Annotated in this window: 20 protein-coding genes; 2 read left to right on the top strand and 18 right to left on the bottom strand. The window is 55.0% G+C overall.

Annotation, left to right across the window (positions count from 1 at the left end; genetic code table 11):
• Positions 1-197: 197 nt before the first annotated feature.
• The 9 genes from iscX to trmJ form a co-directional block, all read right to left on the bottom strand.
• Complete coding sequence (gene iscX / locus ACMYSK_RS00205) at positions 198-398, bottom strand: Fe-S cluster assembly protein IscX (protein ID WP_004866369.1); 201 nt, start codon at positions 396-398, stop codon at positions 198-200.
• Between the two features lies 1 nt (position 399).
• Positions 400-735: an ISC system 2Fe-2S type ferredoxin gene (gene fdx / locus ACMYSK_RS00200; RefSeq protein ID WP_004866372.1), complete on the bottom strand. Its 336-nt coding sequence runs from the start codon at positions 733-735 to the stop codon at positions 400-402.
• Position 736: 1 nt separating this feature from the next.
• Positions 737-2587: a Fe-S protein assembly chaperone HscA gene (gene hscA / locus ACMYSK_RS00195; RefSeq protein ID WP_434639300.1), complete on the bottom strand. Its 1851-nt coding sequence runs from the start codon at positions 2585-2587 to the stop codon at positions 737-739.
• A 15-nt stretch (positions 2588-2602) separates the two neighbouring features.
• Positions 2603-3118: a co-chaperone HscB gene (gene hscB / locus ACMYSK_RS00190; protein WP_434639299.1), complete on the bottom strand. Its 516-nt coding sequence runs from the start codon at positions 3116-3118 to the stop codon at positions 2603-2605.
• Positions 3119-3311: 193 nt separating this feature from the next.
• Entirely contained in the window at positions 3312-3635 is a 324-nt protein-coding gene (gene iscA, locus ACMYSK_RS00185) for an iron-sulfur cluster assembly protein IscA (RefSeq protein ID WP_004866380.1), read from the bottom strand.
• A 15-nt stretch (positions 3636-3650) separates the two neighbouring features.
• Positions 3651-4037, bottom strand: a complete 387-nt coding sequence (iscU, locus tag ACMYSK_RS00180) for a Fe-S cluster assembly scaffold IscU (protein ID WP_132726084.1) — start codon at positions 4035-4037, stop codon at positions 3651-3653.
• A gap of 26 nt (positions 4038-4063) precedes the next feature.
• A complete protein-coding gene (gene iscS / locus ACMYSK_RS00175; RefSeq protein WP_434639298.1) occupies positions 4064-5278 on the bottom strand; it encodes a cysteine desulfurase in 1215 nt (404 codons plus the stop codon).
• 178 nt (positions 5279-5456) lie between these two features.
• Positions 5457-5948, bottom strand: coding sequence for a Fe-S cluster assembly transcriptional regulator IscR (iscR, locus tag ACMYSK_RS00170; RefSeq protein ID WP_041146727.1), 492 nt, complete (start codon positions 5946-5948; stop codon positions 5457-5459).
• Positions 5949-6183: 235 nt separating this feature from the next.
• Positions 6184-6918 carry a tRNA (cytosine(32)/uridine(32)-2'-O)-methyltransferase TrmJ gene (trmJ, locus tag ACMYSK_RS00165; protein WP_434639297.1) on the bottom strand — a complete coding sequence of 245 codons (735 nt, stop codon included), beginning with the start codon at positions 6916-6918 and terminating at the stop codon, positions 6184-6186.
• Positions 6919-7038: 120 nt separating this feature from the next.
• Here trmJ and suhB point away from each other — a divergent pair, with 120 nt between their 5' ends.
• On the top strand, positions 7039-7842 hold the full coding sequence (gene suhB, locus ACMYSK_RS00160) for an inositol-1-monophosphatase (protein WP_434639296.1): 804 nt from the start codon (positions 7039-7041) through the stop codon (positions 7840-7842).
• 41 nt (positions 7843-7883) lie between these two features.
• Here suhB and ACMYSK_RS00155 read toward each other — a convergent pair whose 3' ends face one another.
• Together ACMYSK_RS00155 and ACMYSK_RS00150 are read right to left on the bottom strand one after the other, a co-directional pair.
• Entirely contained in the window at positions 7884-8864 is a 981-nt protein-coding gene (locus ACMYSK_RS00155) for a nickel/cobalt transporter (protein WP_434639295.1), read from the bottom strand.
• Positions 8855-9493, bottom strand: coding sequence for a DUF1007 family protein (locus ACMYSK_RS00150; RefSeq protein WP_434639294.1), 639 nt, complete (start codon positions 9491-9493; stop codon positions 8855-8857). Before ACMYSK_RS00150 ends, ACMYSK_RS00155 begins: the two co-directional genes overlap by 10 nt.
• Before the next feature lie 124 nt (positions 9494-9617).
• On the opposite strand from ACMYSK_RS00150, the gene csiE reads away from it, so the two are divergent.
• Positions 9618-10895, top strand: a complete 1278-nt coding sequence (gene csiE, locus ACMYSK_RS00145) for a stationary phase inducible protein CsiE (RefSeq protein WP_434639293.1) — start codon at positions 9618-9620, stop codon at positions 10893-10895.
• Here the strand turns inward: csiE and ACMYSK_RS00140 are convergent.
• The 7 genes from ACMYSK_RS00140 to ACMYSK_RS00110 form a co-directional block, all read right to left on the bottom strand.
• Positions 10892-12025, bottom strand: a complete 1134-nt coding sequence (locus tag ACMYSK_RS00140) for a 3-phenylpropionate MFS transporter (RefSeq protein ID WP_434639292.1) — start codon at positions 12023-12025, stop codon at positions 10892-10894. The two genes, csiE and ACMYSK_RS00140, sit on opposite strands and share 4 nt — an antisense overlap.
• Positions 12026-12115: 90 nt before the next feature.
• A complete protein-coding gene (locus ACMYSK_RS00135) occupies positions 12116-12997 on the bottom strand; it encodes an aldose 1-epimerase (RefSeq protein ID WP_434639291.1) in 882 nt (293 codons plus the stop codon).
• A 9-nt stretch (positions 12998-13006) separates the two neighbouring features.
• On the bottom strand, positions 13007-14068 hold the full coding sequence (locus ACMYSK_RS00130) for a zinc-dependent alcohol dehydrogenase family protein (RefSeq protein ID WP_434639290.1): 1062 nt from the start codon (positions 14066-14068) through the stop codon (positions 13007-13009).
• 27 nt (positions 14069-14095) lie between these two features.
• A complete protein-coding gene (locus tag ACMYSK_RS00125) occupies positions 14096-15094 on the bottom strand; it encodes an ABC transporter permease (protein ID WP_434639289.1) in 999 nt (332 codons plus the stop codon).
• Between the two features lie 27 nt (positions 15095-15121).
• Positions 15122-16636 carry a sugar ABC transporter ATP-binding protein gene (locus ACMYSK_RS00120; protein WP_434639288.1) on the bottom strand — a complete coding sequence of 505 codons (1515 nt, stop codon included), beginning with the start codon at positions 16634-16636 and terminating at the stop codon, positions 15122-15124.
• 32 nt (positions 16637-16668) lie between these two features.
• Positions 16669-17652 (bottom strand): substrate-binding domain-containing protein, encoded by a 984-nt coding sequence (locus ACMYSK_RS00115; RefSeq protein WP_434639287.1) that lies wholly within the window; start codon positions 17650-17652, stop codon positions 16669-16671.
• Positions 17653-17792: 140 nt separating this feature from the next.
• Entirely contained in the window at positions 17793-21071 is a 3279-nt protein-coding gene (locus ACMYSK_RS00110) for a DUF5107 domain-containing protein (protein ID WP_434639286.1), read from the bottom strand.
• Positions 21072-21105: the final 34 nt, after the last annotated feature.

Genomic DNA, 21105 nt, shown 5'->3' with positions numbered 1-21105 from the left:
TTTATCTTTATCCTTATTTGGCAAAAGAGCCGCATTTGGCAAAAGGGCCGCCAAAAGGCAGCCCATATTATTTTTCCGATGACTCTCGCTGCGGGAGGAGGCGGTTAGCCGCTCACCCCCCGGCCGCACAGATTACCGTGCGGCGGGAATGAGCAAACACGAGCCACGCATCTGCAGCGCGAAACATGTCGCGGAAATTATTCTGCTTCATCTAACCAGACTAGCAGAATCGCCTCCAGAATTTTTTCATTGGATGCGGTCGGATTGTCATCAAAATCTTCCAGCTCGCAAATCCACTGATGCATATCGGTGAAGCGAACGGTTTTTGGGTCGAGATCCGGGAAGGCGTCATACAGCGCTTCACCAATTTCACGACTATCGGTCCATTTCAGTCCCATATTAATGCTCGCGTGCGTGGTTGATAGTGTAACGCGGGATCTCAACGACCAGATCGTCGTGAGTCACGCGCGCCTGACAGCTCAGACGACTGTCGGGTTCCAGACCCCAGGCCTTATCCAGCATATCATCTTCATCTTCGGTACTTTCGGCCAGCGAATCAAAACCTTCACGCACGATGCAATGGCAGGTGGTGCAGGCACAGGATTTTTCGCAAGCGTGTTCAATCTCAATGCCGCTGCGCAGAGCAGCATCCAGAATGGTCTCACCGATCTCAGCTTCCACAACTACGCCATCCGGACACAGATCCTGATGGGGCAGAAAAACGATCTTTGGCATATTAAACCTCGTCCACGGATTGGCCTTTCAGCGCAGTACGGACCGACTGGTCCATACGACGTGCGGCAAATTCCTGGGTTTGTGTGTCTGTATTTTTAATCGCATCTTTAATAGCGTCGGCATCATCGCCTGTTGCAACGACGCGCAGTTGCGCCATTGCCTCATCGATAGCCTGACGTTCTGCGGCACTTAACAGCGCGGCATCGGCGGCCAGCGCACTTTCCAGGCTCTCAAGAACGCGCGCGGCTTCAACTTTTTGCTCAGCCAGCATGCGTGCCTTGATATCCTGTTCGGCGTGACTCATCGAATCTTTAATCATGGTGGCGATTTCACCGTCGGTCAGGCCGTAGGACGGCTTCACCTGAATGGAGGCTTCGACGCCGGTCGATTTTTCCATTGCGGTGACGCTCAGCAGGCCATCGGCATCCACCTGGAAAGTGACGCGAATATGCGCCCCACCCGCCGGCAGCGCCGGAATACCGCGCAGTGCAAAACGCGCCAGGGAACGGCAGTCCTGCACCAGCTCACGCTCGCCCTGCATCACGTGGATCGACATTGCCGTCTGACCATCTTTGAAGGTTGTGAACTCCTGCGCACGCGCCACCGGGATCGTGGTGTTACGTGGGATCACTTTCTCCACCAGGCCGCCCATCGTCTCCAGCCCTAAAGAGAGCGGGATAACGTCGAGCAGCAGGAGTTCGCTATCCGGCTTGTTGCCCACCAGGATATCGGCCTGAATCGCGGCGCCAATGGCCACCACTTTGTCCGGATCAATAGTGGTCAGCGGCATGCGGCCAAAGAACTCACCGACGCGCTCACGGACCAGCGGTACGCGGGTTGAACCACCCACCATCACCACTTCCAGCACCTCTTCAGCCGCCACTCCCGCATCTTTCAACGCGCGACGACAGGCCAGCAGAGTTCGTTTCACCAGCGGAGCAATCAGTTCGTTGAACTGGCTACGGGTGATATCCCCCTGCCAGCCACCGACGTCTACGCTGACGGAATCGGCATCGCTAAGGGCGATTTTTGCTGCAATGGCCGCATCCAGCAGTTCACGCTGCAGACGGTTGTCGCGACGATCGCTCAGGCCCGCCTGTTCGCGCAGATAATCTGCCAGTAGATGGTCAAAGTCATCGCCGCCCAGCGCAGAATCTCCGCCGGTCGCCAACACTTCAAATACCCCGCGGCTTAAGCGCAGTACCGAAATATCAAACGTGCCGCCGCCGAGATCGTAAACCGCGATAACGCCTTCCTGACCGGAATCCAGCCCGTAGGCAATAGCCGCGGCAGTCGGTTCATTCAACAGACGCAGTACGTGCAGACCAGCCAGACGCGCGGCGTCTTTGGTGCCCTGACGCTGGGCATCGTCGAAGTAGGCCGGCACGGTAATCACTACGCCGTCGAGCTCACCGGAAAGCGCCTGCGTTGCCCGGGCGGCCAACGCCTTCAGAATATCGGCGGAGACGCGAACCGGGTTGAGCAAACCGCCTGCGGTCTGGATCATCGGCAGGCCATTTTCACTGGCTTGAAGCTGGTAAGGCAGATGTGGGTAGCGGGACTGAATATCGGCCAGCGAGCGCCCCATCATCCGTTTTACGGAGCTGATGGTATTAACCGGGTCGAGGGCCGCATTGTGTCGGGCGTCATACCCGACGCTCAGACCTGATGCATGGTAGTTCACCACGGAAGGCAGCAGGTAGCGCCCCTGATGATCGGGCAGTGTTTCGGCCTGACCGCTACGCACGGTAGCGACCAGAGAATTGGTGGTGCCCAGGTCAATCCCCGCCGCCAGACGACGCTGATGCGGCGCGGCACTCAGACCAGGCTCACTAATTTGTAATAAGGCCATAATTGCTTCCGAAAATTAAAAATCGAGCAGCTTTTCTTCGAGTTGTTCTGCAACGCTCTGAAGTTTATCGAGAAAACGCAGTTTACGCACGGTATCCGCCGCCGCGTCCCACGTCTCGCTATCTAATTGTTCAACAACCTGCTGATGACGAAGGTCGTACATCCCCTTCACGCGTTTGAGAAAAGCCGTCAGGCGTTCTTCATCCTGCGATTTTTCAATCTCATCCAACTCTTCGCGCAGCTCCAGCTGCTCCATCAGGAAGGCGGTATCACGTACGGTATGCTGCTCGCTGGCTAAGTCATAGCCATGAAGCGAAAGAATATATTCAGCGCGGGTCAGCGGGTGACGGAGCGTTTGCCAGGCCTGATTGATCGTTGCGGATTGCTGCACTGAGGCGAGCTGTTCGGCCGCACTCGCGCTGGCGAACTTATCGGGATGATACTGGCGCTGTAAATCCTGGTACCGGACAGCCAGCTGTTCTTGCGAAAGGGTATAACTGACCGGTAACCCGAAGAGGGTAAAATAGTCCATAGTAACCTCAGGGTTAACGAGATAAAGCAAACCCCACTCACGGTTCACCGCGGTGGGGTCCTCTACCCGTGTATTTCGGGCCGCCTCTTTGTGGGCTGTACTCGTTTATCCGCTGGACCGACGGCTGTCAGTCACCGGGATTCACGCGTTTACCGCCCTGGTGCGGCCTGAAACACGTCGGATAGTGTCTGGATTATACGTTAAAGCTTTCGCCGCAGCCGCACTCATCTTTGACGTTAGGGTTAGTGAATTTAAACCCTTCGTTCAGGCCTTCTTTGACGAAGTCCAGCTGAGTGCCGTCGAGGAACTGCAGGCTTTTGCCGTCGATCACTACCTTGACGCCTTTATCTTCAAACACGGTGTCTTCTGCCGCCGGCTCGTCAACAAATTCCAGCACGTAGGCCATACCTGAACAGCCCGAAGTGCGGACACCCAAGCGCAGACCGAAGCCTTTGCCACGGTTGGCCAGGAAGGAATTAACTCGCGACGCTGCGCTGTCGCTAAGAGTAATCGACATACAATAACCTCTTAATTATTTCGCTTCACGTTTGCTTTTATAATCCGCAATTGCGGCTTTAATCGCATCTTCCGCCAGGATGGAGCAGTGAATTTTCACCGGCGGCAGTTCCAGTTCATCGGCGATATCGGTGTTCTTGATAGCCTGAGCTTCGTCCAGGGATTTCCCTTTAACCCATTCGGTCACCAGGGAGCTGGAGGCGATAGCAGAACCGCAACCATAGGTTTTGAAGCGTGCGTCTTCAATGATACCGTCATTGTTGACTTTAATCTGCAACTTCATCACGTCGCCACATGCCGGGGCGCCAACCATGCCGCTGCCAACATTTTCATCGCTGTTGTCGAAAGAGCCGACGTTGCGCGGATTCTCGTAATGATCGATAACTTTTTCGCTGTATGCCATGATGAATTCTCCTTATACCCTACCGATTAATGATGTGACCATTCGATGCTGTTCAGATCCACGCCCTGTTTGAACATATCCCACAGAGGAGAAAGATCGCGCAGACGGCCGATGGATTTACGAACCAGATCAATGGTGTAGTCAATCTCTTCTTCGGTAGTGAATCGACCTAAAGAGAAGCGGATAGAACTGTGTGCCAGTTCGTCAGTCATGCCCAGTGCGCGAAGCACATAGGACGGCTCAAGGCTTGCAGAGGTGCACGCCGAACCGGAGGAAACGGCCAGGTCTTTCAGCGCCATAATCAGCGACTCGCCTTCAACATAGTTGAAGCTGACGTTGAGAATGTTCGGCGCGCCCTGCTCGAGGTCACCGTTGAGGTACACCTCTTCCATATCTTTAACGCCTTCCCACAGACGGTTACGCAGACCGCGCAGGCGCGCCATCTCGGTTTCCATCTCTTCTTTCGCGATACGGTAAGCTTCACCCATACCGACGATCTGGTGGACTGGCAGAGTACCGGAACGCATGCCACGCTCGTGACCGCCGCCGTGCATCTGCGCTTCAATGCGGATACGCGGTTTACGACGAACGTACAGTGCGCCAATACCTTTAGGACCGTAAATTTTGTGACCGGAGAAGGACATCAGGTCAACTTTCAGCTGGCTCAGGTCGATAGGCAGTTTGCCCACGCTCTGGGTAGCGTCAACGTGGTAAATGATCCCACGCGCGCGGCACAGTTCGCCGATAGTGGCGATATCCTGTACAACGCCGATTTCGTTATTCACGTGCATGATGGAGACCAGGATGGTGTCATCACGCATCGCGGCTTCCAGCTCTTTCAGATCGATAATCCCGTTGCGCTGTGGTGCCAGGTAGGTGACGTCGAAACCTTCACGCTCCAGCTGGCGACAGGTATCCAGAACCGCTTTGTGCTCGGTTTTGCTGGTAATAATGTGCTTGCCTTTTTTCTGATAAAAGTTGGCTGCACCTTTAATCGCCAGGTTGTCGGATTCCGTTGCACCGGAGGTAAAGACGATTTCACGCGGATCGGCACCGACCAGTTCAGCAATCTGATTACGGGCGATATCAACCGCCTCTTCAGCCTGCCAACCGAAACGGTGTGAACGAGAGGCCGGGTTACCAAAGGTCCCGTCCAGGGTCAGGAACTGCATCATTTTCTCGGCAACACGCGGGTCCACCGGCGTTGTTGCGGAGTAATCGAGGTAAATCGGTAATTTCATTGCTCTTTAACTCCGTACATCACTCAATGCAAGGAACCAGGCAACCGGCTTGATGTACGACCGGGAACACGGGATGTCGCAACATCCCGGCCTGATTCTGAAATCTCTTTTTTTATCGTTTTTACTCTGACCGTTTCACCTTGCATCATCGAGGACGCAAGCGAAAACAAGACGAGTATTATGCACGCAGTTTGACGTCAATGGCGTCCTGAGTGCGGGTATTGCGCTGGGATTCATGGCTATGCTGACGACCTGAAACATCGAGGATTTCCTGGTTATTGACCAGTTCACCCAAGGTGATGTTGTTCAGGAAGCTGGTCAGGCGCTCGCTCAGGTCACGCCACAGCGCGTGGGTCAGGCACTTATCGCCGCCCTGGCAGCCGCCTTTACCCTGACAACGGGTCGCGTCAACCGATTCGTCTACTGCGCTGATCACTTCGCCAACGGCGATGCTGCCAGCTTCTTTACCTAACAAATAACCGCCGCCTGGGCCACGTACGCTGGATACCAGACCATTTTTACGCAGGCGGGAAAACAGCTGTTCCAGATAGGACAGCGAAATCCCCTGACGTTCAGAAATATCAGCCAACGGAACCGGGCCCGATTCAGAGTTGAGCGCAACGTCCAGCATCGCGGTCACAGCATAACGCCCTTTAGATGTCAGTCTCATGTCTTACTTAACCTCAAACTCGCCCCTGCCCGGGCTTTTTATTAATATGGGTATTGCATAGCAGGGCCAAGTCTGACATTCCCGAGTAATTTGGTCAACTATTTACTTGACTGTTTTAGTCAGGTATTTAACCATCCGTGCGTTCTGTATTTTCCCGGTGACGCCTCGCTTATCCGGACCTACGATTTTGTAGGCCGGATAAGGCAAAATCGCCCCCGGCAAGGAATACAGGCGCTTACTTATCTTTCTTTAACTGATCGATCGACGCCAGCATTCCGCGCAGGATATTCAGCTCCTGGCTTTCCGGGCGTGCGCGGGTAAACAGGCGACGCAGTTTGTTCATTACCTGCCCAGGGTGGCTGGCACGAATAAAACCGGTATCAAGCAGGGTTTGCTCGAGGTGACCATAAAAACGTTCTAAATCATCGACCAGCGGATACGGCGTCTCTTCGTGCGCCACGGCCGGTGTATCCTGTTCCTGCGTCGCCAGCCAGGCCATGCGCACTTCGTAGGCGATAACCTGCACCGCCATTGCCAGATTCAGTGAGCTGTATTCCGGGTTTGCGGCGATAGCCACGTGATAGTGACACTTTTGCAGTTCATCGTTGGTCAGCCCAACGCGTTCGCGGCCAAAGACCAGTGCAACCGGCGCATGCTGCCCTTCCGCTACGCTCTTCAGACCACATTCACGCGGGTCCAGCATGGGCCACGGCAAAGTACGTGAACGTGCACTGGTTCCAACCACCAGACTACAGCCGGCCAGGGCTTCATCCAGGGTATCAACGATTTGCGCATTGCCAATGACGTCACTGGCGCCAGCCGCCAGAGCGATAGCCTGAGAATCAGGTTTAACCAACGGGTTAACCAGCCACAGGTTAGTTAACCCCATGGTTTTCATTGCCCGGGCAACGGAGCCCATATTTCCAGTATGTGATGTTTCTACCAGTACGATTCGAATATTTTGCAGCATTATGGTTCTTCGGCTAAAGATTATTCACGCATGCTATCATAAAACGAAGACATAGGCAGATTTCACTGTTACTATGTGCGCCGTTTTTTCCCGTTCTTTAACATCCAGTGAGAGAGACCGATGCATCCGATGCTGACCATCGCCGTGCGCGCAGCGCGCAAGGCGGGTAATTTAATTGCCAAACACTACGAAACCCCAGACTCCGTAGAAACGAGCCAGAAAGGCAGCAATGACTTTGTGACCAACGTCGATAAAGCAGCTGAAGCGCTGATTATCGAAACCATTCGCAAATCTTACCCGCAGCACACCATTATCACCGAAGAAAGCGGTGAACACGCAGGTGAAGATCAGGATGTTCAATGGGTTATCGATCCACTGGATGGCACCACCAACTTCGTCAAACGTCTGCCACACTTCTCCGTATCTATCGCCGTACGCATCAAAGGCCGTACTGAAGTTGCGGTAGTTTACGATCCAATGCGTAATGAACTGTTCACCGCTACCCGCGGTCAGGGCGCTCAGCTGAACGGCTACCGTCTGCGCGGCAGCAATGCTCGCGACCTGGACGGTACTATTCTGGCAACTGGCTTCCCGTTCAAAGCAAAACAGCACGCGACGGCGTACATGAATATTCTCGGTAAGCTGTTTACCGAGTGTGCTGATTTCCGCCGCACCGGTTCTGCTGCTCTGGATCTGGCTTACGTGGCCGCAGGCCGCGTTGATGGCTATTTTGAAATCGCGCTGAAACCGTGGGATTTTGCAGCAGGTGAACTGATTGCTCGTGAAGCAGGCGCTCTGGTCTGCGATTTCACCGGTGGCCACAACTACCTGCACACCGGCAACATCGTTGCAGGTAACCCGCGTGTCGTTAAAGCAATGCTGGCGAATATGCGTGACGAACTGAGCGAAGCGCTGAAGCGTTAATCTCTCCCCCCTCACCCTGGTTTACGGGGTGAGGGTGTTCCTCAAAATGGTCGTATTCCCCCACCGGCCGGCACCGCGCTACTCCACATCACCAGCGCCGCAACCACTAAAACCACTCCGCCCGACAGCGCCAACGTCGCCCAGCCAACATGTTGCCACAGCGGTGGCGTCTTGTTACCACTGAGTTTAACGGCCAGTTGACGAAAGCCATGAACCAGCAGCGCCAGCCCGCTGATGGTCAGCGACGTTCCCGCCGCCATCGCCAGCGCCGCCGCCATTCCCCAGTTAAACACCCCAATCACTTTACTAAACAGCAGGACCATGATCGCCCCGGAACAGGGCCGCATCCCCATTGACAGGACAATGACCAGCCGTGCGCGCCAGTCATCGCCGCTTTGTAGCTGATCCGGCGCAGGCATATGCTGATGCCCGCAGCCACAATGAGCATGATGAACGTGGTGCGGTGTAAAGACGGTGAACGTGGGTCGCCGCAGCGCGGTCCGCAGCTTTTTCAGCGCCCGCCAGCACAGCAGCAGACCCAGCGCCCCCACCAGAAGATAGCTGCCCTTCTCCAGCCAGAAGCTGCTGAGATGCAGCTGCCTGGCCGGGAGCTGCAGGAGCGTTAACACCACCACCACCAGCACAATCGCCACAACGCCCTGCAGGAGCGAGGCTGCCAGCGTCAGCGCAATACTGGATTTAAGTTTTGCCGGATGTGTCGCCAGCCAGGTCGTAATGACTATCTTGCCGTGCCCGGGCCCTAATGCATGTAGCACCCCGTAGATAAAACTAAAGGCCAGCAGCGAAAACCCCGCCGCTGAGGGGTTTTTCGCGACGGCTTTCAGCAGGCTGCTCAACTCAAGATTTAACGCCCGCTGCCAGACGGTACTTTTCAGCAAGACCTGCGGCCAGGCCTGCCATAGCCAGATCCCTGCCGCTGTCGCCAGCAACAAAAAAATCGCCAGCGGCCACAGCTGGCGCAGACGCGAAGTGCGTGCGGTATGAGGAAAAATTACTGACATGTCAGCGTCACCTTCTGTGCAAAGTAGGTTCCCAGTTCCATATCTTCCGGCGGAGCATCGGCTTTATCGAGCGACTGGGCAAAGGCCGACATTTTCTCATTCGGCTCCGGCGTGGTGACCTTAACCTGACACGCCGCGCGCAATGGGGCGGGCAACATAACGTCGCTCTCTTTGTCATAGTGCATATCGACATAATAAGTGGGATCAAATGTCGACAGCGTCAGGGTCTGTCCGGCCAGGGGCTGAGGCTTTGCCAGCGGTAGCGTAAACGTGAGCACCGCCTGATGCCCTTCGCGCTCAAGGCCGTAGCCATCGGGCCGGTTATCAAACTTCACCCGCTGACCGTTGTGCCAGAGCTCGCTGAAATAATGCTGACCGAGCACATTGGCCATCACTTCCGCCGCCAGCTTTTTCCAGACTTCATCGCCAGGTTTTGCCTTTCCCGCATCGTAGAGCAGGTCTGCGGAGGTGATTTCATCCATCGTCCAGCGCATTTTAAAACCGGTGAGCTGTCCGTTGTCCGCCACGACTTCCGTTTTCAGACTGATGAAACTATGCGGGTGCGCTAGCACACTAAATGATAAAACCATGAAAAATGCCGCACTGGTGCATTGTTTCACTCTCTTCATCCGATCCTCACGTGAAAAATTCTGTGAACTTAGCCAGCAATCCTGACGTAAAGGTGCCGAACTGCCCTGATCTCCATTCATCCATTAGCTATTCTTAGCAAAAACCCTAACTGGAACTCACCAGATGATGACCGTCATTGAACCACCATCTGCGCTTTCCAGTCCACAGCGCCGTAGCCAGGTTCTTCTGATGTTTTATCTGCCCGGGCAGTCAGTGACGCCCGAACGGCTCAGCCACATCAACCAGGTTGATGAGACAACGGCCCGGCAGGATATCGCGGAGACCGGACGCGAAATTCAGCGTTACCACCGACTGACGCTCTCGTCACAGGTGGACGGCAGCTACCGGATTGAAGGTGCTGCAATCGATCAACGCCTGTGTCTGCTGCACGGCCTGCGGCGGGCGCTGCGTTTATGCCCGCATTTTATTGCTCATCATTTTACGCCAGCATTAAAAACGCAGCTTAAACTGCAGGGCATTGCACGCACGCTGTATGACGATACCAATCTGCAGGCGCTGGTTAACCGCTGCTCCCGGATGCTCAATCGCCAGTTTGACTGCCGGGATATCCATTTCCTGCGCCTGTACCTGCAATATTGCCTGCTTCAGCATCATCTTGGGCTCACGCCGGATTTTACCCATGAACAACAGCGCTGGGCCCAAGAGGCCGCGGAATTCGCTCTCGCGCAGGAGATTGTCCGGCACTGGCAGCGCCGGATTGCCGGGACGCCGCACGCGGGTGAACAGCTGTTCCTGACGCTGCTTTTCATGTTATTGAAAACCCCCGATCCCATCCGCGACGGGCACCACCAGGACAGACGCCTGCACCTGGCCATCGCCCGCTTAATTCATCGTTTCCAGGATCTGGCAGGCCGGCCGTTCAGCGACGACCAGGGACTCAGCGATCAGCTGTATATTCACCTGTCGCAGGCGCTCAACCGTAGCGTGTTCGCCATCGGCATTGATAATGCGCTGCCGGAAGAGATTAGTCGCTTGTATCCGCGTCTGATGCGAACGACCCAGGCGGCGCTGAGCGAGTTTGAAGCAACATATGAGATCGCGTTCAATCAGGAAGAGGTTGGTCTGATTGCGGTTATATTTGGCGCATGGCTGATGCAAAAAAGCGATCTGCATGAAAAACAGGTCGTGCTGCTGACCCACGATAATCCCATGCTCGAACAGGCGCTTGAACTCCAGCTACGCGAACTGACTCTGCTGCCGCTCAATATTAAATACCAGAGCGTGCAGGCTTTTGAGAAGGAAGGAGCGCCAAAGGGCGTAGCGCTGGTTGTCACGCCGTATGCCACCGCCCTTCCGCTGTTTTCCCCGCCGCTGTTTCACGCTGAAGAGATGTTCAGCGATCACCAGCGGCTGCATATTTGTAAAATGCTGGAGGATTAGGCGACCGCTTTCGGTCGCAGTACCAGCGCCGGGAGGGCCACCAGCGCCATCACCCAGAATACGCCCTGATGCAGGTGCTGGTAGAGGAAGCCGGCAAACACCGTCATTATTGCAATGCTGCCGCCCATCGCCACTGCGGAATAGACCGCCTGCAGACGTATGACTTCACTTCCCTCACGCGCGGAGATATAGCGCATCGCTGCCAGGTGGCAGACCGTAAAGGTTCCACAGTGCAGAATCTGCGTGACGATGAGCCACGGCAGTGCCGTAGTTGCCCCCATCAACGTCCAGCGAACCAGACCGCACACCGCTGAAAGTAGCAGCAGTTCCCGAGCGCTGAAGCGGCTAAAGACTTTTTTGCTCAGAGCAAAGATAACGACCTCGGCCACCACGCCCAGCGACCATAAATAGCCCACGGCGGAAGCTGAGTAACCGGCTTCCTGCCAGTATATCGCGCTGAAGCCATAGTAGGCGGCATGTGCGCCCTGGAGCAGACATACGCAGGCGAGAAAGCGCCAGCTTTGCCGCACCAGCGACAGCCAGGCCGCCGCTCCCGCGCCTTCCTGATGGCGCGACTCTCCCTGTGGCATTACCGACGGTTTCAGCAGCATGCCCAGCAGCATAGACGCGGCGCCAAGGCTAAGCAGCAGCAGAATGGCCCGATAATCAAACAGGCTGACCAGCTTGCCGGTGAGTGCTGAACCAATAACAAAGGCCACGGAGCCCCACAGACGCACGCGCCCGTAGTCCATGGTTATCTGTTTTTGCCAGGTGTTTGCCAGCGCATCGGTCAACGGCACCAGCGGAGAGAAAAAGAGGTTAAATCCGACGATCACCACCGCCAGCCAGGCGACGTGGTTTCCCGCCCAAAAGGCCAGGGTAAACAGAAGCACCAGCAGCGCGAGGATACGCAGAGCAAAAATCAGCCGGGAGGGGTCGCTGACCCGCGGGGCGATCAGCAGGCTCCCAAGGAAACGGGCCACCAGCCCTGCGCCCAACAACATGCCGATGGTTTCTGGCGTTAAGCCCGTCCCCGCCAGCCAGACGCTCCAGAAAGGCAGGAAAATGCCATAGCTAAAAAAGTAGGTGAAGTAACTAAGCGCCAGCCAGCGCGTGGAGTGCAAGACCATGATTCCCTCCCGAATGGAGCCGATAGTCTGGCGATAAAGCAGGAAAGCCGCAAGGTGAAGTTTACCTGCCCGTTTCCGGGCAGGCCGGGATTAAACCGGGCGAACTTGCAGCACCATTTTTTGCCGCATGCTTTCGCCACGTGACAGCATGGTCAGTTGGCCAAAGCCCGGACGATGATGATCGTCAGGTGCATGGCTCATTGGCTCAAAACAGAAGAAATCAAATTTATAACCTTTATCAAAAGCCGGATCGGAAACGAAAACAAAATAGCATGGCGCCGGCGGCTCGGTGGTCATAGAGAGTTGATACCCCAGCCCCGGTTGGCGGATCGTCACGCGACCATCCCAACCGGAAAAGCCATTATTCACCCAACGCTCAGGTAGCGGCGTGGGCTGATTGAAATCGAGCTCCTGCGGCAAATTCTCCTGATGCTCACCGGTGAGCCAGCTTTCTCTCTCGAGCCAGTAGCCAGTGGCCTGCGCCTGCACCCGCGTCTCCTGCGACAGCGGTAGATATGGATGCCAGCCAAGGCCGAACGGCAGCGCCTCGCCATCATTCGTCACGCTCAGCTCCACCTCAACGCCGCTTTCGCTTAAGATAAAGTTCTGCTGTGCGGTGTACTGATAGATTCCCTGCCGGTGAACATACTCTAACCTCAGCTGCGAAGGCGATTGCTCCACACAGCGCCAGCTATTCAGCCAGCCGTCGCCGTGAAGATAGTGGCTATCCCACTCAACGTTCGGCGCCAAATGATGCCGCCCTGTCGGCGAGGAAAACTGATTACCGCTCACCCGATTGCCAAACGGCACCAACGGGAAGCAAGAGGACTCCACCGCCACGCCGCTATTCAGGCCAGGGCGCAGCACCGGGAGCGTTTTCCCTTGCTGAAGCCACCACAGCCCCTCGATCGCGCCGCCGCGCTCCGCAACCTGCAGACGCAGCTGACCATCATCCAGTGTAAAAAGCGTCATCACGGCTCCTTAATCCGGGAAATTAATCACCACTTTGCCACATTTACCGCTGGCCATTAGCGCGTAGGCTTCCCCCGCCTGGGCCAGAGAAAAACGATGGGTAATCGCGCTATGCGGCCACAGTTTCCAGTCGGTCAGGTCGCGGGCGCATTTCTCCATATGGAACAAACTGGTCACCCAGGAGCCGATAATACGCCGCTGGTGGTGCATCAGATCGGCGCTCACCTCAAACTCAACCTTCCCGGTTTCTCCGATGTACACCACTCTTCCCCAATCTGCCGTAGATTGTAACGCCAGCAGGCGTCCCGCGGCATTGCCAGAACAGTCCAGAGCCACATCCGCTCCGCCGCGCGTCAGTTCGGCAATCAGTGCCGGAAGGTTTTCCGTGGTCGCCAGGAAACCGTTATCCATCACCCCCAGCTGTTTTGCCGTCGCCAGGCGCTCCGGCAACATATCGACGCCAATAACGCGTTTCGCGCCGCGACCTTTTGCCAGCATCATCGCCATCATGCCAACGGGCCCTAACCCGACAACCAGAACGTTGTCGCTCCCGGAGACCTCGCCGCGCAAAATACCTTCGTAGGCTGTCCCTACGCCGCAGCTTATAAACGCACCATCTTCATAGCTCAGCGCATCCGGCAGGTGAATGAGGTCTTTTTCCTCCGCCAGTAAATATTCCGCATGGCCGCCATCGCGCTGCCAGCCGTAGGCCGCTTTACCCTCCCCGGTACAGGAGATTGGAAAACCGCGACGGCAGTTGGAGCAGAATCCGCATCCGGAAATATGGTACACCAGCACCCGATCGCCCGCTTTAAAATGCCGGCAGCCGGCCCCTGTTTCCATAATTTGCCCGCAGGGCTCATGGCCATTAATAAAACCTTGATACAGCGGTTTATCCGGTGCAGCAGCGGTACCACGATGCTGATGATAAATATAATGAACATCGCTACCGCAAATTCCTGAGGATTTCATTTTAATCAGGACCTGGTTAATCCCCGGAGTGGGTACCGGTACTTCACGCAGCTCAACGCTAGAGTTCCCGGGTAAAAAAGCAGCCAACATTGTTTTCATAATTCCCTCCAGACAAACTAATGAATTTTAATGTTTAAGTTTATTGTTGCGTTGGGTCAGCAATATATTCGCCAGAACAGCAACCACGATAATTAACCCGCGAACAACCTGCTGGAAGAATGAGTTAATACCCAAAAGCACCAGCCCATTGCCAATGAGGGTGATAACCAGAACGCCTAATAAAGTGCCGAATAGCGAGCCGCGACCACCGGACAGCGCCGTACCACCGACCACCACCGCAGCGATAACGTCAAACTCCAGACCGTTGGCGGCGCCCGCATTACCCGATCCTAGCCGCGCCGCCAGCAGAATACCGGTAATCGCGGCCAGCAAACCTGAAAGGGTAAAAATCAAAATACGCACCCGTTTGACGTTAATCCCGCAGAGTTGCGCTGCCGTTGCGTTACCGCCGGTGGCAAAGACGGAACGGCCAAAGGCGGTTTTGCGACTAATAAAGACAAAGATGACGAACAGAATCAGCATAATTAACGCCGAAACGGGGATCCCCATAAACTGCCCCCCAAGCCAGTCAAGGACCTCATTTTCATCGATGGGAACCGGCAACGCGTTGGTCATGAACAGTCCCATACCGCGTAATGCGCTCCATAAACCTAACGTCGCGACAAAGCTGGGCACGTTGAATACACCGCGTAATACGCCGGCGAGGGTTCCCAGCGCTGCGCCGAGGATGAGCACCAGCAGACAGGCTATGCTAAGGGGCACCTGAAACTGCAACAGGAAGGCCAGACAGACAGAGATAAACGCCACCATCGGACCGACGCTGACATCAATCTCACCGGAGATAATAATAAGCGTCATCGCCCATGCGGCAATACCAATCGTCGCCGCATCACGCAGCACGTTCATTTGGTTGTTTAAAGAAATAAATCCCGGGGCGTTAAATGAAAACACCAGATATAAAACAGCAATCACCACCAGCAGACCAACTTCATTAATATGACGGCTGATAAATTGCTTGGGTGTGGCATTTTTGCCTTGCGGCAGCGTTAATGATGAGGCAGACATCTGTTAATCCCTCAATAAACGTGATAGCTAATGCGTGGATAAAATTGCCGACATTAATTCATCGACATTTACGGGGGCTAAAAGCTCACGGGTAAATTCACCGTTTTGCAGCAGCAAAATACGATCGCAGACTAAAGGCAGCTCCTCTATTTCACTGGAAATGAATACGACGCTTTTTCCTTCCGCGGCAAGTTCCCTCACAATTCGATAAATCTGCTGCTTGGCTTCGATATCAACTCCGCGCGTGGGTTCATCAAGAAGTAATATTTCACTTCCGGCGTAAACCCAGCGCCCAATCACAACTTTTTGCTGGTTGCCGCCCGAGAGCGTCCCGATAGCAGTCTGCGTATTTGCCGCTTTAACCGTCATGCGGCTCATGACTGCGGCAGTCAGTTGCTGAATCCGCTGCCAGTTCAGTACACCGCGTCGGCTAATTTTGTGCCGATTGGTCATCACCGTGTTCTCATCCACGCCCAGCAGCGGAATGATGCCTGCCTCTTTACGGTTTTCCGGGGTATAACCCACTCCGCTCTTGAGCATCGAGGTATATCGGGGATGCGGAATATGCACGCCATTAAGCGTGATGTCCCCCTCAGCAAACGTTTCTAAGCCGACGATAGCCTTGAGTAGCTCGCTACGCCCCGATCCCAACAGCCCGGCAATACCCAGTACTTCGCCACGGTGCAACGTAAAATTAATATGCTGAAGTTTGGGCGGATGGCGCAGCCGGGCGACCTGCAGCACCGGCGTTGTCAGCGCGACGTCAGATTTAATTAGCGGCAGACTGGTGTGCTCTCTTCCTAGCATCAGCGATACGATCTCTTGCGTTGTCGTACTCTCCAGCGTGACATCGCCCGCCACCTGACCATCGCGCATAATGGTGGCGCAAGAAGCGATACGGCGGATCTCCTCCATTCGATGACTGACATACACTACGGCAACGCCCAATGCCGACATTCGCTTCACCGCACTGATCACCAGCTCGACCTCAGCATTGGCCAGCGAGCTGGTCGGCTCATCAAGAATCACTACCTGCGGCTGGCCTTTCATCACACGGGCGATTTCAACCAGCTGCTTTTGCGCCGGGCTAAGCGTGTCGACCAGCGCATCAGGCGGGACATCAACACCCAGAGCAGCCAATGCCTGCGCGGCATGGCGAACCATCGCACTTTGGTCAACCATGCCATTGCGGCGTGGCCACTGGCCAAGGCTCAGGTTCTCCGCCACTGTTAATCCCTCGACCAGGCTTAACTCCTGGTATACGGCTCTGACGCCCAGCTCCGCGGCCCGGCGGGTAAGCGTCGCCTCGTTGCCTTCAAGACGTTTACCCGCCAGCCAAATCTCACCGCTGTCAGGACTTTCACTTCCGGTCAACATGCGTATTAAGGTGGACTTTCCCGCGCCATTTTTCCCCAGCAGCGCCCGAACCTCACCTTTTGATAGCGTGAAATCAACGTTATCCAGTGCAACTACGCCGGGATAACGCTTATTTCCCCCTAAGATCTGTGCCACCGGCACCGCCGTTTTTTCTGTTGCCGTCATCGGGTCTTTACCTCAGTTATTCAACAGGGGAATTAAGGCAAACCGTCGACATGCGTAGCCAGCCACTGCTTGCCGTCTTCAGATTGGGTATAGGTATCGATAGCGACCGGGATAACTTTATTTGCCGGTGGGGTTTTATTAATTACATTCATTGTTTGGGCGAAAACGGCGCTACCCATCTTCTTGCCAGAAATATCCACCACCGCTTTTAACACCTGATAGCTGTTTAACTCCTGGGCTATTTCGGTGGTCATATCGGAGCCAAATACGGCGACTTTACCGGCCTTATTTTGGTTACGGACCGCTTTTACCGCCCCCAGCGTTGCGCCACCGGACTCTCCCATGATGGCGTCCAGGTCAGGTGAGGAAATAATCAGTTTCTCGCCAACCGAGATAGCTTTATCCAGAACGGTTCCTTCCTGATTCGCGACAATCTGCATATCCGGAACACGCGCCTTCAACGCGGCTTCAAAACCTTTGCGCCGCTGTACACATACCTCAAATGCCTCACAATTGATGACTGCAATTTTCGGCGCGCTAATTTTGTTGGTAATAAAATAATCCGCCGCCGCATCACCCAGCTTTTTGCCGAACTCAAGCGGGTCGCCGACCAGATAGGCAGAAACATATTTGTCGACGCCTTTCTCATTAATGCAGGTGTTGTAGCAAATCACCGGAATGCCAGCTTCATTAGCCCGCCGAACTGCGCGACTGCTGCCATTTTCTGAAACGGCGGAAAGAATGATGGCGTCCACGTTACGCGCGACCAGCGTATCGATAAATGAACTCTCTTTAGAAATATCGCCCTGCGCGTTGGTTTCAATCAGCTGAATTTTCGCATCGGTGCTTTTTGCCGCATCCTGCACACCCTGCCTCACCCCGGCGTAATAGCCCTGGGTATCGAGGTAGATAGCCCCCACGGTGATCGCTTTCGCTGCGCTATGGCCGGGGAATGAAATACTCAACGACGTTAACAGTAAACAGAAAAAAAACGTGACTGCCTTATTTTTAGACATACGTGCCTCCTGTAGGGTCAGGCATTTATTGTTGTTTGGTTTCGGCGGCAGGCGAGCCTGCCAGCGAACGATTTCACATATTCTAAACATCTCGAGGAGAGCGGCGGGTCAGACCGCTCAAACATTACAGTAAACGCTCTTTAGTTAATGAGGTGCAGCACAAACGGCAGAGTTTGCCGAAGTAACGCCGCCTTCGCCCAGGCAGGGTTGAGCGTTTCCAGCTCGGACAGCGCCTGTTCATATCGCGCTCCGCCGCCTAATCCCGCCGTCGCCAGAACGCGTACCAGTAAACACTTCTCCTGATGCTGTTTTTGAATATCGGCATAAAGCGCCAGCAGGTCAGGCTGTGAAACGGCGAAGAAATCGGCTTCTATTTGCGCCGTTTCCATATGCTCAGCCCATTGCAACATGTCAGTGAAAAGACGCTCACTTGCCAGACGCTCGCCGAGCATCCGCAGGGCCACGCCTTGCCAGAAGAGGTAATCCACCGGCTGGTCGTTGTAGTAGCTATGAATATTGATGGTCCGATCGCCTGATGCCGCCTTACGGAAACACTCGACTGTGCGTTCTTCCCTACCCTGCTGCCTGGCGCAAATACCAAGCCAGAACCAGATATCGTTATCGGTCTGTCCCGGAAGGCGCCCTTCGCTCAGGTTTTCTGGATAATGCAGCGCGGAAAGCAGCAGCGCTTCGGCCTGTTGCGGCTGCTGGTGAAGATGCTGCCAGGCACGCAATAGCTGGTTGATAACAAACTGACTGGTTACTTTGCCTTCACCACCTTCCCAGGGATGGAACTTGCGCGAAGCAAGCACGTTTGCCGCCTGTTCAGCGTTGCCAGCCAGATGCCAGAGATGAAGCAGCTCCGCCGTCAAATCATCGCGTTTCAGAGCGGTCGCGAGATTAGCCTCCAGCCTGGCAAGGCGTTTTCCCGGCTCAACGGCAGTCAGCTTATCCAGCAGATCGCGTTCAAACAGCAGGCGAGCGTCCTGCGGCTGCTGGACACAGGCTTTATCCAGATACGCTGCCGCCTGGCGGCTATCACTCTGTTTATTCCATGCATGAATCGCCAGCCCTCGCCAGGCATCGGCAAAATCAGGCTTTATTTCAACGCAGCGATACCATAGCTGTGTCGCTTTCTCATAGTTACGCCGGCTATAGTGGAAACAGGCAAGCAGATGTTGAGCAAAATAGCACTCGGTTATCATCTCCAGAGCAGCCACTTCCACCAGCAGATTTGGAAAACGCACGAAGTCAGGGAATGCCTCGCGGGCACGATTGATCAGCGCAATACGTTCGTGTCCTGCGGCCAGGCTGGCCTGTAAATAGAGCGACAGTGTTTTCTGACAGTTAAGCACCGCCAGTACGCTTTTCGCCCGCTCCGGCATCCCCCAGCTCAACAGCAGACCGGCGGTCAGCAGTGCGTTAATATCCCGATCCTGACAGACGGTTGACCATCGCGCCGTATCCGCTTCAGTCCCTGATATTGTGGCATTGAGCCACCACAGCGTGGGATTTAGTGGATAGTCGCCCAGCAGCTTTTCAATCTGCTGCCTGGCCTGGTAGTGATGGCCGATGAGATGCAGTAAGAAGGTCTCCAGCGACAGCACGTCCTGGTTTGTGGGGCACGCAAGCAGGCTTTGCCGACAAAATGCCAGCGCATCGTCGTAGCGCTCGGTACGTGCCGCCAGTCGGGCAAGTCCGTAATATCCTCCCGCCTTGCTGTTGCCGCTCCACACCGCGCGCCAAAAATCCTCCTGCGCATCATGCCACTGCTGTAGTCGCTCTCGAGCACTGGCGCGAAGTAAACTTGCCTGTCCGCACTGTGGATTTTTGTTCAACCGATGGGCCCGCGACAGCGCCCGGGTCGCATACTCGACGGTTTGCGGAAAGTCCGAGCGGTTGTATTCCAGCATGGCCAGCGCCAGATTGCATCGATAGTCCTGCGGATCCAGTTCAATGCCACGCAGGTAATAGTCAAACGGCGAGCGGCTGGCGTGATGATACTGCTCCAGGTGCTGGCCGATAAACCACGCCTCATCCACGCTGCTTATCTCGCTGGCGCTTAAGGGCGTTTCCGCCACTTCTGGCAGCGGCAAGGCCTGCGGCTGATGCTCCTGATAGCGCAAAACACACCTGCCATGGCTATCCAGCAGCTCCATGGTCAGGCGAGCAGGATTAATCCCGGCTAACGCTCCCTGAACGGCAGCGCATGGCGCCAGCTCAATCATTTCATTCAACAGCAGCTGTGAGTTGCCCTCTTCGCGAACCGTTAGCCGGTGGGCGGTAAGAGGAGAAATAGCATAGACTCCCCATATAATGCTGCCCTCTTCACGTTGCAGTTTGATCACCGCATCGCGCGACGCGTTCTGTACCATGCCCAGTGAATGGTAAGGCAGGAAGTATTGTTCAAATCGCTTTTCTTCAAATGGATCGAGCCAGGTAAAATCTGGCTGGTTATCGGCGAAAACGCCTGTCATTAGCTCGATGTAAGGCCCATTGTCATCCGTCAGATTTTTATCCCACGCCTGACCAAACTCACTGTAACCCCAGCTCCACTGCTTTTTCCCAGGCGCAATGTGATGATCCGCGACGTGCAGCAGCCCGCCATCTTCATCGTGACACCAGGCGCCGACAAAATCGTACTCTGACTTTTCCGCCATATAGGAGGTCGGTACCGGAACATTTTTGTAGCGTGAGATATCGACGCCAGCCGAATAGTCCACCTTGTAATAGGTTCCGGTAGCAATCGGAAACGCTGAAACCGCACGTTTGCCATGATCAAACACCGCAGTAACATCCGGAGGAAATACGCTTTGATGGCCGTCGCCGCCTTTTACAGCCGGGTTCGCCCACCACAAGAAATGGCGCGGCGTGGCATTGCCGTTGTAGACCCGGCTACCAATCTCCAGCGCCGCGCGCTGCGGACGCAGAGTAAACCCGGTCATCACCTGTAACCCATGCATCGGCTCCGTCTCGCCAACCCAGACGGTTTTTGAGCCATCGTCATTTTCACTAATAGTAAAATCAACCGGCATATAGGTAGTGGGCCGGTGGTGCTGCGGCCAGTTAAACTCAATCCCTCCGGAGATCCACGGACCCAGCAGGCCAACTAACGCGGGTTTAATAACATCATTGTGATAAACGAAATCACGCTGCCTGACCTTATCCCACGCACGGTGCACACGGCCTCCCAGTTGGGGCAGGATCATGATTTTGATGTAATCATTTTCGAGCCACACGGCCTGCCATGCCTTCAGCGTTTTTTCCTCACTCAGCGTATCCGTCACGCCATAGGGATACACCGCCCCGGAAGAACCCTGATAAACCCGATTTTCCAGAAACATGGGATGGATGTCCTGCGCCCCCGTTTCATAGGTTGGAATATGTACCGTTTCCTGCCAAACGTTTACTGAACTCATAACGCCCTCAAAGTTAACAAGACATACTGAAGTG

The sequence above is a fragment of the Klebsiella sp. I138 genome (genome assembly GCF_051131765.1).
Taxonomy (GTDB): Bacteria; Pseudomonadota; Gammaproteobacteria; order Enterobacterales; family Enterobacteriaceae; genus Klebsiella.
The sequence above is the reverse complement of the archived record's forward strand: the minus strand, read 5'-3'. Positions and strand labels throughout refer to the sequence as shown.

Coding starts and splice junctions, on each gene's coding strand:
- iscX (WP_004866369.1), bottom strand. CDS start 398: ATGGGACTGAAATGGACCGATAGTCGTGAAATTGGTGAAGCGCTGTAT.
- fdx (WP_004866372.1), bottom strand. CDS start 735: ATGCCAAAGATCGTTTTTCTGCCCCATCAGGATCTGTGTCCGGATGGC.
- hscA (WP_434639300.1), bottom strand. CDS start 2,587: ATGGCCTTATTACAAATTAGTGAGCCTGGTCTGAGTGCCGCGCCGCAT.
- hscB (WP_434639299.1), bottom strand. CDS start 3,118: ATGGACTATTTTACCCTCTTCGGGTTACCGGTCAGTTATACCCTTTCG.
- iscA (WP_004866380.1), bottom strand. CDS start 3,635: ATGTCGATTACTCTTAGCGACAGCGCAGCGTCGCGAGTTAATTCCTTC.
- iscU (WP_132726084.1), bottom strand. CDS start 4,037: ATGGCATACAGCGAAAAAGTTATCGATCATTACGAGAATCCGCGCAAC.
- iscS (WP_434639298.1), bottom strand. CDS start 5,278: ATGAAATTACCGATTTACCTCGATTACTCCGCAACAACGCCGGTGGAC.
- iscR (WP_041146727.1), bottom strand. CDS start 5,948: ATGAGACTGACATCTAAAGGGCGTTATGCTGTGACCGCGATGCTGGAC.
- trmJ (WP_434639297.1), bottom strand. CDS start 6,918: ATGCTGCAAAATATTCGAATCGTACTGGTAGAAACATCACATACTGGA.
- suhB (WP_434639296.1), top strand. CDS start 7,039: ATGCATCCGATGCTGACCATCGCCGTGCGCGCAGCGCGCAAGGCGGGT.
- ACMYSK_RS00155 (WP_434639295.1), bottom strand. CDS start 8,864: ATGTCAGTAATTTTTCCTCATACCGCACGCACTTCGCGTCTGCGCCAG.
- ACMYSK_RS00150 (WP_434639294.1), bottom strand. CDS start 9,493: ATGAAGAGAGTGAAACAATGCACCAGTGCGGCATTTTTCATGGTTTTA.
- csiE (WP_434639293.1), top strand. CDS start 9,618: ATGATGACCGTCATTGAACCACCATCTGCGCTTTCCAGTCCACAGCGC.
- ACMYSK_RS00140 (WP_434639292.1), bottom strand. CDS start 12,025: ATGGTCTTGCACTCCACGCGCTGGCTGGCGCTTAGTTACTTCACCTAC.
- ACMYSK_RS00135 (WP_434639291.1), bottom strand. CDS start 12,997: ATGACGCTTTTTACACTGGATGATGGTCAGCTGCGTCTGCAGGTTGCG.
- ACMYSK_RS00130 (WP_434639290.1), bottom strand. CDS start 14,068: ATGAAAACAATGTTGGCTGCTTTTTTACCCGGGAACTCTAGCGTTGAG.
- ACMYSK_RS00125 (WP_434639289.1), bottom strand. CDS start 15,094: ATGTCTGCCTCATCATTAACGCTGCCGCAAGGCAAAAATGCCACACCC.
- ACMYSK_RS00120 (WP_434639288.1), bottom strand. CDS start 16,636: ATGACGGCAACAGAAAAAACGGCGGTGCCGGTGGCACAGATCTTAGGG.
- ACMYSK_RS00115 (WP_434639287.1), bottom strand. CDS start 17,652: ATGTCTAAAAATAAGGCAGTCACGTTTTTTTTCTGTTTACTGTTAACG.
- ACMYSK_RS00110 (WP_434639286.1), bottom strand. CDS start 21,071: ATGAGTTCAGTAAACGTTTGGCAGGAAACGGTACATATTCCAACCTAT.